Annotated in this window: 12 protein-coding genes; 2 read left to right on the forward strand and 10 right to left on the reverse strand. The window is 38.4% G+C overall.

Annotated elements, in window-relative coordinates; translation table 11 throughout:
- Positions 1 to 26 precede the first annotated feature (26 nt).
- The 4 genes from ndhI to sixA all read right to left on the reverse strand — a co-directional run bounded on the left by ndhI (position 27) and on the right by sixA (position 4,029).
- A complete protein-coding gene (ndhI, locus tag FJR04_RS06670; RefSeq protein ID WP_168492977.1) occupies positions 27 to 602 on the reverse strand; it encodes an NAD(P)H-quinone oxidoreductase subunit I in 576 nt (191 codons plus the stop codon).
- An 84-nt stretch (positions 603 to 686) separates the two neighbouring features.
- Entirely contained in the window at positions 687 to 1,805 is a 1,119-nt protein-coding gene (gene nuoH, locus FJR04_RS06675; protein ID WP_168492979.1) for an NADH-quinone oxidoreductase subunit NuoH, read from the reverse strand.
- Between the two features lie 479 nt (positions 1,806 to 2,284).
- Positions 2,285 to 3,421: a citrate synthase gene (locus FJR04_RS06680; RefSeq protein WP_168492981.1), complete on the reverse strand. Its 1,137-nt coding sequence runs from the start codon at positions 3,419 to 3,421 to the stop codon at positions 2,285 to 2,287.
- Positions 3,422 to 3,534: 113 nt separating this feature from the next.
- Complete coding sequence (gene sixA, locus FJR04_RS06685) at positions 3,535 to 4,029, reverse strand: phosphohistidine phosphatase SixA (protein WP_168492983.1); 495 nt, start codon at positions 4,027 to 4,029, stop codon at positions 3,535 to 3,537.
- A gap of 735 nt (positions 4,030 to 4,764) precedes the next feature.
- Between sixA and FJR04_RS06690 the strand changes: the two genes are divergently transcribed.
- On the forward strand, positions 4,765 to 6,894 hold the full coding sequence (locus tag FJR04_RS06690; protein WP_168492985.1) for an ATP-binding protein: 2,130 nt from the start codon (positions 4,765 to 4,767) through the stop codon (positions 6,892 to 6,894).
- Positions 6,895 to 7,004: 110 nt separating this feature from the next.
- On the opposite strand, the gene FJR04_RS06695 is transcribed toward FJR04_RS06690, so the two are convergent.
- The 6 genes from FJR04_RS06695 to FJR04_RS06720 all read right to left on the reverse strand — a co-directional run bounded on the left by FJR04_RS06695 (position 7,005) and on the right by FJR04_RS06720 (position 12,142).
- Positions 7,005 to 7,682, reverse strand: coding sequence for a Shedu immune nuclease family protein (locus FJR04_RS06695; RefSeq protein ID WP_168492987.1), 678 nt, complete (start codon positions 7,680 to 7,682; stop codon positions 7,005 to 7,007).
- Between the two features lie 3 nt (positions 7,683 to 7,685).
- On the reverse strand, positions 7,686 to 8,006 hold the full coding sequence (locus FJR04_RS06700) for a type II toxin-antitoxin system RelE/ParE family toxin (RefSeq protein WP_168492989.1): 321 nt from the start codon (positions 8,004 to 8,006) through the stop codon (positions 7,686 to 7,688).
- 230 nt (positions 8,007 to 8,236) lie between these two features.
- Positions 8,237 to 8,707, reverse strand: a complete 471-nt coding sequence (locus tag FJR04_RS06705) for a DUF29 domain-containing protein (RefSeq protein ID WP_168492991.1) — start codon at positions 8,705 to 8,707, stop codon at positions 8,237 to 8,239.
- 108 nt (positions 8,708 to 8,815) lie between these two features.
- Positions 8,816 to 10,099: a bifunctional oligoribonuclease/PAP phosphatase NrnA gene (locus tag FJR04_RS06710; RefSeq protein WP_168492993.1), complete on the reverse strand. Its 1,284-nt coding sequence runs from the start codon at positions 10,097 to 10,099 to the stop codon at positions 8,816 to 8,818.
- Positions 10,100 to 10,750: 651 nt separating this feature from the next.
- On the reverse strand, positions 10,751 to 11,248 hold the full coding sequence (locus FJR04_RS06715; RefSeq protein WP_168492995.1) for an HNH endonuclease: 498 nt from the start codon (positions 11,246 to 11,248) through the stop codon (positions 10,751 to 10,753).
- Positions 11,249 to 11,353: 105 nt separating this feature from the next.
- Entirely contained in the window at positions 11,354 to 12,142 is a 789-nt protein-coding gene (locus FJR04_RS06720; RefSeq protein WP_168492997.1) for a sulfite exporter TauE/SafE family protein, read from the reverse strand.
- A 35-nt stretch (positions 12,143 to 12,177) separates the two neighbouring features.
- Here FJR04_RS06720 and FJR04_RS06725 point away from each other — a divergent pair, with 35 nt between their 5' ends.
- Complete coding sequence (locus FJR04_RS06725) at positions 12,178 to 15,384, forward strand: glycoside hydrolase family 15 protein (RefSeq protein WP_168492999.1); 3,207 nt, start codon at positions 12,178 to 12,180, stop codon at positions 15,382 to 15,384.
- Positions 15,385 to 15,463: the final 79 nt, after the last annotated feature.

Here is a 15,463-nt window from a genome sequence, read left to right on the forward strand (position 1 = left end):
GTCAATTGTCAATTATCAATTGTCAATTATTTTTCGACTAGGTCTTCTGGACGAGAACCTGCACGAGGGGCATCAGCGGGGACTCCGTGAGGGTCCATTACGCCTTTAGGTAGGTAAACAAGTTCCCGTAGTGGTTTCACCATGGGATCGTTTGTAACTTTATAGGGTAAACGTCCTAATGCTACGCTATCGTAGTTCAGTTCATGGCGATCGTAGGTAGCTAGTTCATACTCTTCTGTCATGGATAAACAGTTAGTGGGACAATATTCCACACAGTTACCACAGAAAATACAAACTCCAAAATCAATACTGTAGTGTTTGAGTTTTTTCTTTTTGGCTACTTTGTCCATTTCCCAATCAACGACAGGGAGGTTGATGGGACAAACACGAACACAGACTTCACAAGCAATACATTTGTCGAATTCGTAGTGAATGCGACCGCGAAATCTTTCACCAGGAATTAATTTTTCGTAGGGATATTGGACAGTGACGGGTCTTCGTCTCATGTGGTCGAAGGTGACGGCTAATCCTTGACCAATATAACGACCTGCTTGTACTGCTTCTTTGGCGTAATCACCAACTTGTTTGAGGAACTTGAGCATTGTTTTTGTCTCTTTCTTTGTCAGTTGTCAGTTGTCAGTTGTCAGTTGCCAATAATTATGACATTGACCACTGACTACTGCTGTTTACCCACCGAAGGCGAAGGGAAAGGCTAATTTGAAGGCGGCAGTTAAGAGGAGATTTACCAAACCTATCGGTAAAAGGAATTTCCATCCTAAGTCTAGCAATTGGTCAATCCGTACCCGTGGTACTGTCCAACGAATGAGGATAGCGAGAAATACTAGTAAGTAGGCTTTGATTACGGTCATGGTGATGCCTATTCCCGCTGTGACTACCTGGATTACAGGGTCGCTTTCACTGACACCGAACCAATCAGTGATGATATGAATGGGGATGGGAGAATGCCAACCACCAAGGTACAAAATTGCTACGAGTAAGGCAGAAAGTACGAGGTTGACGTAGGAACTGAGGTAAAAGAGGGCGAATTTCATACCTGAGTATTCGGTCTGATACCCGGCTACTAGTTCTTCTTCGGCTTCTGGTAAGTCAAAGGGGAGGCGTTCGCATTCTGCTAGGGCGGCTATCCAGAAAATCATGAAACCTAATGGTTGTCGCCAAATGTTCCAGCCGAAAATGCCAAAGTTAGATTGCTGATTTACGATGTCAACGGTGCTGAGACTGTTGGACATCATGGCGATCGCTAGTACACTCAAGGCTAGGGGAATTTCATAACTGATGGACTGCGCTGCTGCCCGTAATCCTCCCAATAAGGCATATTTATTATTGGAGGCGTAACCTGCCATTAATAAGCCTATGGGCTGAATACTGGATAATGCAATCCACAAGAATACGCCCATGCTGACGTTAGTAATGATGATATTTTGTCCAAATGGCACGATTAAATAGGACAAAAATACTGGTAAAACGACAATAATTGGACCGATGGTAAATAACCAAGGATCTGCTTTGGCAGGGACGATATCTTCTTTAAATACCAGTTTCAGTCCATCGGCTACAGGTACTAACAATCCAAATGGTCCTTGATATTCAGGACCAATCCGTTGCTGTACAGCCGCAGAAATTTTCCGTTCTAGCCATGTGGCAACTAGAACACCTACTGTTGCCCCAATTAGCATCAGGACCATTGGTAATGGCATCCATAGGACTTTAGCTGTCCCCGGTGGTACGCCTAAGTCCTTGACAGATTGAATAAAAGTTCCTTGGAGGTCAATTCCTGGATTCATGTTTGCTGCTCTTTAAGTCAACGGTCTGATGAACTCTGAAGTATGAAATTAGTTATTCCAGTTTTCATCCTTAAGTAATAATCTCTGCTGAGATGATGCCTGATTGTAGATTTATTGCCAATTCATGAGTTTAGTATATCCTTGGATGGTTTATGCTATGAGACTCCACAGGACAACTTCTACTTATGATTGGGATTGGGAATTAGTGATTGGTGAGTGAAGACTGGAAAAAGTTTACCCATTACTTGTTCCTCAGACAAGACAAAGCGAAGAAAGCGTAACCGTTTCCATGTTGGTAACGGTTGTCTGCTTTATCTAAATTGTCTGACTTTCCCTGACTGGCTGCTGTTGTAAATGTGCCAATTTTAGCGGTTTGAGATTTTTTTGGACTAGAAGCCTGAATGGAAAGAAGATATGACAGTTATTAATCTGTCCACTACAAGGCATGAATTCAAAATCCAAAATTTATGATCCGGAAATTAACGTTGGTCAATGGGAGTATAAGCGACTTCATGACGACCGTTGTAAATCTGGGTAGGACGGAAAATCCGGTTTTCTGCAAGTTGTTCTTTCCAGTGTGCTAACCAACCTGCTACACGCGCGATCGCAAATACTGGTGTAAACAAGTCTGTAGGAATTCCCATTTTCCTATACACTAAACCGGAGTAAAAGTCAACATTAGGATAAATCCCTTTGCTACCTAGTTTTTCCGAAACTACCTTTTCCATTTCTTGGGCAATTTCGTAGTATTCGTCATACCCAAACTTCTCAAACAACTGCTCTGCTAAGTTTTGTAAGATTGTCGCGCGGGGGTCTTTGACTTTGTAAACCCGATGCCCAAAGCCCATAATTTTGGCTTTGCGTTGCATCAAATCATCTACATAAGGACGAACATTTTCGACAGAACCGATTTCTTCTAACATCTGGATGACTTCTTCGTTCGCTCCTCCATGCAAGGGACCACCTAAAGTACCCACAGCACTAGCAACTACCGCATAGGGATCAGTTAATGTCGAAGCTGTGACTCTAGCACTAAAGGTGGAAGCATTCATCGTATGCTCAACATGAAGTATTAAGCAGACATCAAAGATTTTGGCTGCTAAAGGATCAGGCTCTTTCTCGTTGAGCATATACAGGAAGTTAGCAGCATAGTCTAAATCATCCCTGGGTTTAACGGGGTCATTACCTTGCCGCATCAACTGGAACGCTGCTACCATCGTGGGAATAGTCGCTATTAAACGGACAGCGGCTGTCCGAATATAGACCGGATTATGTAAATCCCGACGAGAATAGAATAAACCTAAAGCCGCCGCCGAAGCTTGGAGAGCATCCATAGGATGACCACTTTCGGGAAAACATTTCATCATGTCCCGAATGCGGTATTTAATGCGTCTATGGAAAAGAACTTCATGCTCAAACGCTTTCAGTTCATCTTGATTTGGTAACTCACCCCAGATTAAGAGATATGCAGTTTCTAGGAATGTACTTTTTTCGGCTAATTCCTCAATCCTGATACCACGATATTCTAGAATTCCTTTCTGCCCGTCTACATGACTAATACTCGACTGGGCTGCGGGAATGCCTTCTAAACCAGGCTTGTATTCGCATACCGTCATGGCAACACCATTTACTTTGTAAAATATCTGCTCACGCTAACTTACCAGAGACTATTTTCACCATAAGAATTGCCGATATCACAACTATTCTATGCGTTCATATCGAACAACTATTACAGCAGGTACTTGGGTGGTGTCAACCAGAACATTTGACTACGACCCAAACAAGAACCATCATCTGGTAGTTTTATTCCAATCATACCTGCTTTTTTGAGGATGAGGCGGTCTTTTGCTTCTCTCCATAGGAGAATTTCTGCCCAATGGCTTAAATTAGGCTCATGGCCTACCAATGCTAGTTGGGTTTGATGAGGATAATTTCTGGGTTCTAGCCATTCTTGCAGCCAACGCTGAATATCACCCTCCGGGCTAAGATGCTCAGATACTTCCAACTGAGAACTAAGTCCAGTCGCAATCAGTATTTCTGCTGTTTGGTAAGCACGGACTAGAGGACTGGTGAGAATTAAATCAAAATGAAATCCTAGTTTTATTAATTTTTGGGCTACTTTCTCGGTTTTTTGTCGTCCTTCTGCGGTAAGTTGCCGTTCTTCATCTTTTATATCTGGTTGATGTTCTTCAGCAATGCCATGACGAATTAAATATAAGTCCATAGGTTTAATGTTGAGTTAGATATTTTTAGGCTGACAGCGGGAGTCAGGAATCGTAGGGAGGTATCCATGACGGGAGATTGAAGCATAAGCATTTGATGTAAGGGCGAAGCAGGAAAAAACCGAGTTAAAGGTGATTTCAAGTATATATACTCATTAAATAATTTTGGTAACAATCTTATATTTCCTTTATAATTAATAGTTAATCGGGCTAAATATTAGCCGTAAGAAGTGAGGCTTACGGCAGATATCACATTTTACAAGATTTCTTTGGATGAGAAATATTATAACTGGTATAGACACTTAACTGTGTTCTATCAATAGAATAATTTTGTCGCTATTTTTTGTGAATAATTCGATTCTATATCCATGGTTACATGAGTTATTATTTTCCAATCAAAAATAGTCTAGAAGACCTTAAAAAAATCTGGTTCAGTTAAGAATGATTGTAGATGTTGAATTTTGGATATAGCTGTAAATAGGTAGGCGTTAAAAATTGTCGTTATGGCAAGGCAAGAGGCAAAAGGCAAGAGTAAAGAGGTTTTTGGCGATTTTACTTTTCTTCACATACCTTTAAATTTTTCTGTTCACCTACTTAAATAGGTTTTACTGATAGCGTTGCAGAGGCCATATTAAGTTGTTCATGAAGGATTTTAAATACTATTTGATGACGACAAAAGCAATAAACATAAAAGCACCAGATAACATTAATTTTTTATTCATAAAAAAGTTATACCTATGTTAGAAGCATGGACTAATTTATTTACCTCTAGTCCGTTTATCCCTCACGGACACTGCTATTTATGGAAAACGGATTTAGTCTGGTTACATTTAGTATCTGATTTGGTGATTGCCCTAGCTTATTATTCTATTCCCGCGACACTTTTTTGCTTTGTTCGTAAACGGCGAGATTTGCCATTTCATTGGATGTTTCTTCTGTTTAGTGGATTTATCTTAGCTTGCGGCACTACTCACATTATGGAAATTTGGACACTTTGGTATCCAACTTATTGGCTGTCGGGGTTAATTAAAGCAGTAACCGCAATGCTGTCTCTAGTCACAGCCTTAGAACTTATACCATTAGTTCCTCAAGCTCTAGCACTGAAGAGTCCATCTCAATTAGAACAAGCCAACAGAGAACTGCAAACACAAATACTCGAACGATCAAAGGTAGAGGAAGAACTCAGAAAATACCAAAATCATCTTGAGGAGTTAGTTGCTTTTCGCACCCATGAAATTACTAGGAACAATGAGCAATTACAACAAGAAATTACTGAGCGTCAGCGCATTCTCTTAATTCTCAGAAAAAGTGAGGAACGATACCGTTATTTGGCTGAATCAATTCCCCAACTTGTATGGACTGCTGATGCAGAAGGGAATTGTGATTATTTCAATCAGAATTGGTATGAATACACTGGACTTTCCAAGGAGCAGTCTGTAGGTTATGGTTGGTTAGCAGCTTTACATCCAGATGATGTAGAAAGCGCAGGTCAAGTGTGGTCAAATGCTCTAAATAAGGGGTCTTTATATGAAAATGAATACCGCTTCAAACGGATTAATGATGGTTCTTATCGTTGGCAGTTAGGGCGAGGTTTTCCACTCAAGGACGAGCAAGGTCATGTAGTAAAATGGTTTGGTACTTGCACGGATATTGACGAACACAAACAAATTCTACAAGAACGAGCGCAACTACTGAAATTAGAACAAACTGCACGAGCTAAAGCTGAAACAGCTAATCGCATTAAAGATGAATTTCTGGCTGTACTTTCTCATGAGTTACGCACTCCACTTAATGCGATTCTGGGGTGGTCTCAGTTATTGCAAACCCATAGTTTTGATCGGGAAAAGACATCACAAGCACTAGCTACTATTGAGCGCAATGCTAAATTACAGGTTCAGCTAATTGAGGATTTGTTGGATACTTCGAGAATTTTACAGGGAAAATTGACGCTAAAGATTACGAATATCAATTTAGTATCTACGGTGTTGTCTGCATTAGAAACTATGCGGTTAGCATTAGAAACCAAGTCAATTCAGGTGAAAACAATCTTTGCATCGAATGTGGGCATAATCCTGGGTGATTCTACTCGCTTGCAGCAAGTCGTTTGGAATATCCTTTCTAATGCTGTCAAATTTACACCCAAGGGGGGAAAGATAGAGGTGCAATTAAGGCAAGCTGATGGTTATGTTCAAATTATCGTGACTGATACAGGTAAGGGCATTCACCCTGAGTTTTTACCTTATGCGTTTGATTACTTCCAACAGGCTGATAGCAGTTCTGTGAGACAATTTGGTGGATTAGGACTGGGATTAGCAATTGTCCGTAATATCGTAGAGATACATGGCGGATTCGTTACAGCAGAAAGTCCTGGTGAAGGGAAAGGGGCAACATTTACTGTCAGTTTACCGCTGCGTCAAGATCAAAGCCCAAGTATGCCAGATGGAGAAAATCACGTATCATTGTTGACAACTAAATCTTTGCCTTTAGCTGGTGTGCAAGTTTTAATTGTTGAAGATGATGCTGATTCGCGGGATTTTGTGGTTTTTGTCTTAGAGCAAGAGGGGGCTGAAGCGATCGCTGTATCTTCGGCTTTTGAAGCATTGCAAGTCTTAAAACAGATCAAGCCAGATGTTTTAGTCAGTGATATTAGTATGCCTGATATGGATGGCTATATGTTAATTCGTCAAGTGAGAACTTTCACTCCAGAAGCTAGTGGAAAAATTCCCGCGATCGCCTTAACGGCTTATGCTAGAGATTATGACCAGCAACAAGCAATAAAAGCAGGGTATCAAATCCATTTATCTAAACCCCTAAACGCAGAAAAGTTAGTTGCATCTGTTGTGCAACTTGTGGAAGGAGGAGGATAATGTCATCAGGACACGCAGTATGCAAGAAACGAGCTTGTTTGTAGACCTGAAAGGTAAGGGACACGAGTGATCAAAATCCCTGTGTTCTTTTGTCTTATTCAGCGACCAACCTATGATAGATCGCTCTCATTTGTAGAAATATTTTGTTCAGCCTCTGATTCGGTTTCATAAATCAGTGGATATAGTGAAAGTCTATCTCTCATATCTCTAGCTAATTGATCAAATGTTATGCAAATTACTTTGCGTGAGTCTACTAAAACTTTATTTAAACGCCAATTCAATCTTGCTTTATCAATAGGAGATATAAAAGCATCTCTACCTATAACAAGAATGCCATAAAATTCTATATTCTCACTTCCAAAAATAGAACGAGCTAAAGAAGTATTCTTAAAATCATCAATTTTCCAAAACCAATCAATGATTTGGCTGAATCCATGTTCAAATCTAGGCGACCAATCTGATGTACTTCTTCCTTTTTCTATAAAAATACTATCTTCCGTAGCATCTTCAAATTCAATGAAACAGTAAGTATTATTTACAGAATCACCAACGGCCAAATCAGCACGAAAATCTCCAAAAAATGTAAATTCATGTTTGATTTGGTTGAATCTAATGATCTGAGGAACGTAAAAACCAATAAATGCAGACAAATGTAGTCTCTGTTTGAAAAAAGGAAGTATATCCTTACTTTCTTTTAATTCCTTATTATTGAGAAGTAAATTTTCAAATTCTTCAAGCTCAAATAAGCACTTTTTAATGTCTAAATTGAATGAGTCTAGTCCTTTCATTTTCTATGCCTCTTTCAATGAGCCATAGAATTTTTCAAGTCGGTCATGATTAACTATATCAACAATAGTTACTTCCCTATCTTGAAATTTAAATATAATTCTATATTTTATACCTGCTCGCGCAATGAAATAATTAGGAATAGATTTCAGCTTATAAGTTTGAGTTTGTGAACAAAAAGGAAATTCTTCTAAGCAATTCATTGCACGTATAACTGTTCCTTGATCTTTGCTTGGTAAAGCATCAAGTGCTATTTGTGCTTTATTAAGTAAGACTACTTGGTTGTTGTTTAACTGTTGGTTATTAGATTCAATACCTGAATTCATAACATGACAGAATTTTTCTAAATAATATCCACATTATACTACTATTGAGACTTTGACTACTATATGTTTTGGAAGATTATTTATTTGAATCGCCTCCTTTATTATTAAGATGATAGCTACGAGGCCTAAAGCTCAGGTATGTTTCCAATAAATCTCTTGCTTTTGTAGATGAAATTATTTCCTTTAATCCAATATCTTCTTTTGATATTTCAATGGAAAAAATATTACAATTATTCTTCACTATGAGGATAAAAGTCCAAATCTAAAATCTCATCAGCAACAAAAGGACAAACAATAGGAAAATTATCCGCTGATAAACCAGTTTCCACCATTGCTTCTTTTCGCGCTCTCTGATAAGTAGTATTAATCCACTCAGCATCATTTAAAAAACGTCGCAAACTAGGACTTTCTGTGAATAATTCATCTAGATTCAGTCGCTCACGGGTAATGGTTATTCGCCAACTATTGCTACGTTTTTCTGGTTGATATTTCCACTTGAGTAAATGCGACAATATTAACCTTAATGCACTCTGCAAAGCTCTCTGTTGACTTTTACCCAAATCCACTACTTCCTCAATTAAATTTTCTAAATCTAGTATTTCCCACTTTCGAGATTTTAAAATCTCTGTTGTTTGTTCTACCCAAGCATAAAAATCTTGCTCATATAGTATTTGTAGAATTTGCGGTTTTTGAGTCTTCATAGGATTACCTTATGTACTACTTTCTAGTTAAGATTTTACTGCCAATAAATTCATTTGCATGGGTTCAGCACTGCTAAACCCTAAATCACTAAAGTTTTTGCATCTGTTTTAAGACTGAATGGGATTATCTCTAGGATTTACCAATCTCAACAATTTCTGCTTAATTTGTGCGTCATAAACTTCCCATTTCATTTTGGCATAAGCCGAATTTTCGTTACCACCAGATAAGAAACCCATGGGAATTTCAAAGCCTCCTGCACCTGTTCTTCCACCACCAAAAAATCGCCCGCTGCTATCTTGTCCAAAGGCTTCTTTGATAAATTCATCAGGATCTAAGGTAAGTTTTGTAGTTCTCAGAGAACCTATGACTACTTCTAGTTCGTCATCTTCATCATGAACAATGCCATAAACTACTGCTGTATGCACATTTTCTTCAGTGACGAGAAAATCAGCGGCTTGGGGAATTGCATCCCGGTCATCATAGCGCAAGTAACCAACACCAGCTATGGAAAAGTTATTTTGAACGATGCGGTTTTTAAGCGATCGCTCGATCACATCCATTACCCGTTTAGAACGATTTGCTTGCAGAATAGCATTTAGTAACTGAGCATCATAGAACCTGCTTAGATACCCAGCGGCCATAAAATCTTCTTCTTGGGCTTGCATTAACCGATTTGTATCTGATCGTAAACCGTGCATTAAAGCTGTAGCACATTTGACGTGCTGGCTAATGCTGTTGTCTAAAGTCAGCAACCCTGCTTGTAAGTATTGAGTAAAAATTGTGGCAGTTGCTCGCACATAAGGACGAACATCAACAAATTCTGATTTGAGTTCCCCTTGTAAACTATGATGATCCACTAACACGACTAGAGGAATTCCGGCTTGTTGTATTGCGGGTAATAACTGAGAAGTAGTTCCCTGGTTGTCAATTAACACAAATCCTTGATAAGATGACAAATCTTTATTTTTTAAGGTTTGCATTGTCCAGCGTTGAGCCGGTAAATTAGTGAGCTTAACTAGAGCAATATTTTCTTGGTGGCTTAAAGTTCCTGCATAAATAATGTCACACTTGATATCATACTGTTGAGCAATTAATTGGTAAGTCCAAGCACAGGAAAGCGCATCAGGGTCAGGAAAATCTTGTAAAATCACTAACTGGCGCTCATGGCGATGTCCAAGTAGGGTTTTTTGTAACTCTTCGGATTTCTGAGCCGCTAGGGAATTGCCACGTTGGGCTAAATAGATACTACCATCACCATTAGAGGATGATAAGGTAGCTCTGGTTAAAGGAGGAAGTTCAATTAGCTCTTTCTCTATTTCTACTTCCTCCTGTTTTGGATCTGTGGCTAATGATAAACTTTCAAGTTGAGAAGGCGGATAATTCACGTACATAAGGAACTGTATTTCTAAATGTGAAAGGTTGTGTTATCCATTTAGATATAATCCAAGTGATCATGCGCTTGTTTAGCTACATGAGACTTGGTAAAAATCTAAAATTAATTTTGGCACTGTGTAGGGGGTTTATTTTCTGTCAATAGCATGAGTCAAGGATCTATTACATCCACCTACAGTGCATAGAGATGCTGGAAATCAAGTATGTCGTAAGACTTGGAAGTATATTCGACCTCAAATTTTGTGCTTTTGTCGAAACAAATATGCAGATTTTTACGAAAATTGAATAATCATCTTGAATATTTATTTGACTTGTGGTAAAATCTCTATTCTGTATGCAAATTTATTTTTCAATTTCTCAGTGGCGAATCGTGTAATTATAATTGTAACAAATTATCAGTTAAGAACAAAAGCTATCTATATATCGTTGTTTGGAAACAAGACAGAGATTCCCTAAGATCAAGATATTCAAAATGTCAAGTTCTGTGGACATAAAAATATCAGCTTAGTGGAAATTGACCATAAGCTGTTGTTAGCCCTAACTTAAAACAAGTAAAAACCGTACTTGTAGCTACTGCTAATGACTTTAGTCAGGCAGATTTTGTACAGGTGAAGTCTTTCCTGAATTTTTGTAGTTGATTGGGTGTAATATCAAAGACCTATGACATATTTTTGCCACTCTTGATGAAGTCCACTTTTTAGATGCTTTGTTACCTCAAAGTAGAGACTACTGTAAGGTTGACGGGGTAAATGACGCAAAGGCATCCGGGCTTCATGCGGTGTCCGACAACCTTTTTTGACATTGCATCGGACGCAAGCAGTGACGATGTTTTCCCAAGTATCACCTCCTCCACGCGATCGCGGCATCACATGATCTAAGGTCAACCCATCCCCTGTGTAACCACAATATTGACAAGTATGGCTATCACGATGCAATATATTTCGACGGGTAAGAGGAATTTCCTTATAAGGAACGCGGACATAGTGGCGCAACCGGATAACGGTTGGTAGCGGGAAATCCGAGTAAAGGAATTTGCCGTTGTATTCTAAGCGTTCAGCCTTGCCTTTAATCAACAAAACCGTGGCCCGTCGCCAACTGGTAATGTTGAGCGGTTCGTAAGAGGCGTTCAGGACTAAAACCTTCCCCATGAATCTGCGCTCAAGGTATTAGTTTTAAATATACTAACACACATATCCTCTTCTTGGGATATGAGAATAATTTATACATAAGGGATTACTCTTATCAATTGACTTTTAGCCGGCTGGCTTATGCTTTGCCAACTTCAGGGCGGATAACAAGAGAATAGTACCTAATATCAAATACAATTGAGAACTTGATACATAGTTCAACAAATTACTACCTACAAAAGCACCAAGAATTGAACCAGCAGCCATAAAAACAATAAATTTTTGCTCTGATTTAATTTCCTCTAATCTTTGCTGACTTCTAAATTTAAACAAACCCATCATAATAGTGGGAATGCTGATTGCTAGGCTCAAACTTCCTGCTAATTTGATATCAACTGCAAATAGCAAAATCACTGTGGGAATAATCAACTCACCACCCGCCACACCAAGCATACTACTAAATATGCCAATCACAATACCCGCCACAAATCCCAGGCTGATTCTCAACAAACTCGGCAATTGCAAACTACCAAAACTGAAGATAAAATTATGCCCAATCAGTACAATACTAAGAAAAACTAGAAAAACAACAACGACACGATTTAAAAGTCGTTCATTGACTCGCGTAGCGTAATGAACTCCAATGTAAGAACCAATTAGAGATCCTGCCAAAATGTTGATGATTACTGCAAAGTTAGCAAAAACATTTTCAATACCAATAATACCACTACGAAAAACAAAAGAGCAGGTAACAGTAACTAAACTAACAATGAGATTGATGATAATTGCTGGAAGAGTGCGATAATTAAAAATACTAATTAGTACAGGTAGTCGAAACTCTGCACCACCTAAACCTATTAGTCCACCAAGAACTGCCACTAAAGCACCCCAAACAAACGCCCAAATATTTCGCATCTAAATCTCCAAACTCACACTGCAACAGCGACATAATGAACACATCCACCACATTACCAACTCGCTTGGATTTTTACTACCAGCAAATCAAGACAATTATTCTAGCGCGTCAAAATCCGATTACAGGGTTGTTACCAGCTAGTACCGCTATTACTGCTCATGGAGATTATACAGATGCCTGGGTGCGAGATAATGTTTATAGTATTTTGGCAGTTTGGGGTTTAGCCTTAGCTTATCGCAAATTAGATCATGATGATGGGCGGACTTATGAACTTGAACATAGCGTAGTCAAGTTAATGCGAGGTTTGTTGTTTTCTATGATGCGACAAGCCCATAAAGTAGAAACATTTAAACATACACAATCTTTATTGGACGGACTTCACGCCAAATACAATACAGCCACAGGTGATATTGTTGTCGGTGATGATGAATGGGGACATTTGCAACTTGACGCTACATCTATATTTTTATTGATGTTGGCACAAATGACCGCCGGCGGATTATCAATTATTTTTACATTGGATGAAGTTAACTTTGTCCAAAACCTTGTTTATTATATTGGTAGAGCTTACCGAACACCAGATTTTGGTATTTGGGAACGGGGTAATAAAATTAATCATGGTAGTGCAGAATTAAACGCTAGTTCCTTGGGAATGGCCAAAGCAGCATTAGAATCCATGAATGGTTTGAATTTATTTGGTGTACATGGTAGTCAAGCATCAGTAATTCATGTTTTACCAGATGAAATCGCTAGGGCTAGAATTACTTTAGAATCTTTATTACCCAGAGAATCAGGTTCTAAAGAAGTTGATGCGGCGTTATTAAGTATTATTAGTTATCCCGCTTTTGCTGTGAAAGATGAAGCACTAAGAGAACGAACTTTTAAAGAAATTATTCAGAAATTAGGCGGAAAATATGGTTGTAAACGGTTTTTACGAGATGGACATCAAACCGTTTTAGAAGACACAGAACGCTTACATTATGAACCTAGTGAACTAAAACAATTTGAGCATATTGAATGTGAATGGCCATTATTTTTCACTTATTTAGTTCTTGACGGATTATTTCGTGGTGAAAAATCACAAGTTGAGAAATATCAAAAACTTTTACAATCATTATTAGTAGAACAAGGTGGTTTACAGCTATTACCAGAAGTTTATTATGTTCCTGAGGAAAATATAGAAGCTGAAAAATTAAATCCCCAATCTCAATTACGCTTACCTAATGAAAACGTTCCTTTAGTATGGGCGCAAAGTTTATATTATCTGGGTGAAATGTTAAGTGAAAACTTAATTTCCCTCGGAGATATTGATCCTTTAGGTAGACATTTGAACTTAGGAAAAAAGCGCAGTGCGTTAGTCCAAATTGCTTTAATAGCAGAAGATGAAGAATTACAAACCCAGTTAGAAGTATATGGAATTGAAACCCAAACACCGACTCAAGTAGCACCAATTCAAGTGAGAAAATCTGAGGAACTTTCCCGAATTTATACACAAATTGGCAGAAATGATCAACTTGGGTTAACAGGCCGTCCATTACGAAGACTCAGAAGTTTAACAATATCGAAATTTTTTCGGATTCGAGATCAAACAGTTGTCTTTTTACCATCATTTTTAGATTCTCAGCAATTTTATTTAACCCTTGATTATCACTTCTTAGTAGATCAAATTAGAGGTGAATTAGCTTACATCCAAAAATATTGGAGTGATTTAGGTCGTCCGACTTTGACTTTAATGATTACTCGGACAATGCTAGAAACTGGTTCTGAAGCATTATTAGAATTAATGCAAGAACTCAAAGATGGTATTTGTAACGGAGTCAAGGTAAAATTAGGAAAACTAAATCAATTAATGCTGACAGCAGCAATGCAAAGAATTGATTTTTTATCAGATACAATATTGTCTCAGTCTCCAGTCATAAATAGGGGAATTCGTTGTTATTACCTGACTTCTCATTTAGAAAAAAGTTGGTCTTTGGGACATACCCAAGAATTCCAAATGGAATGCGAAACTAACTTAGATTTATTATTAGAACATTTACGTTCATCAGAAAATATTTATGAGCAAATTGAATTACTGCAAACATTAACTCGGTTACAGGGTTTAGAATTTGATACAGGATATGCTGGTCCAAGTCATCCTGTCACCGTAGCTGATTTACTCGATGAAGTCTATACCAAAGCCGGAGATTTAGGAATTTGGGCGGTGGTGCGACGGGCTGCGGGTTTACGCCAAATGCTTGATATTGGCTTATCAGACGCGGTAACGAGTATTTTGGTTCAAGGAAAGCAAATTGCAGTTGGAAGGGCTTACAGTCAAGCTTCCTTGATGGTTGTTCCTATGTCTGGTGGTGAGATTGCTGAGAAAATTAATAACTTTTGTCGTGAGGATATCCGCGATCGCGTTTTAACCCAAGAAATATTAATTTATCTCGGTGTTTTAATCAAATCAGAACCAGAATTATTTCGCGGTTTTCTGACATTAAGAGTCGGTTATCTGATTCTTTTAATTACTAGTGAAATAGCCAGAGAATTCATCCTTACCCAAGATGAAGCTTATGAACAATTAATGCAATTATCGCCTTTTGAAGTGAAAATGCGGTTGCGTCAAGTGTTAACTGGATATAGTGGCGTGAGTAGTTTATTACGTCAACAGGAATCATTGCACGTCAAACAAAAAGAAAGTGATATTGCTTGGGTTTTGTTACCTGTAATTAGAGAAGAAACGGAAGTTCCTCCTGATGGTTGGCGGAGATTTCGTCAAGCAGAAGGCGCATTGAACCGTGTACCCAAAGACTTTTTTAAAGAAGTTTGGCTATTAATGCAGCATTGCAAAGGTTTAGTGATTGGTGATAAATTAGAACGCCGAAATCGCTTAGAAAGTGAAATCATGCTTTCAGAAATGACAGCAGGAGAAAGAAATTTTGCTTTATTAGTTGAACATTTGCTAAATAAAATTGAAGCCCCAGAATATCGCCAAGTAAATGTAGAAGCTTTGATGGAATTGGCTACAATCGTCGCTAATAACCCCAGCTTGCAAATTGAAGAATATATAGTTTTAGATGTGTTAATCGGTCATGCGGTGCGGTTAGCGTGGTTAGAAAATCATCCCCATCGTAATGATTATTATGATGAAGATAAAACCAGTGCATGGCCATCATTTTATAATAGCTCTCCTCAAGATTGCGCTAATTATATTTTGAAAGCATTTAGGTTCTTGACGGAGTTTGTTCAGGATGTTTAAACTCAGACTTTCTGCCTAATATATAGTAGGCTGTTACCCAGAATAGGTTTGACTATAATAATTCGATTTTGGTAGTGAG

This window comes from Anabaena sp. UHCC 0204, assembly GCF_009711975.1.
GTDB lineage: Bacteria > Cyanobacteriota > Cyanobacteriia > Cyanobacteriales > Nostocaceae > Dolichospermum.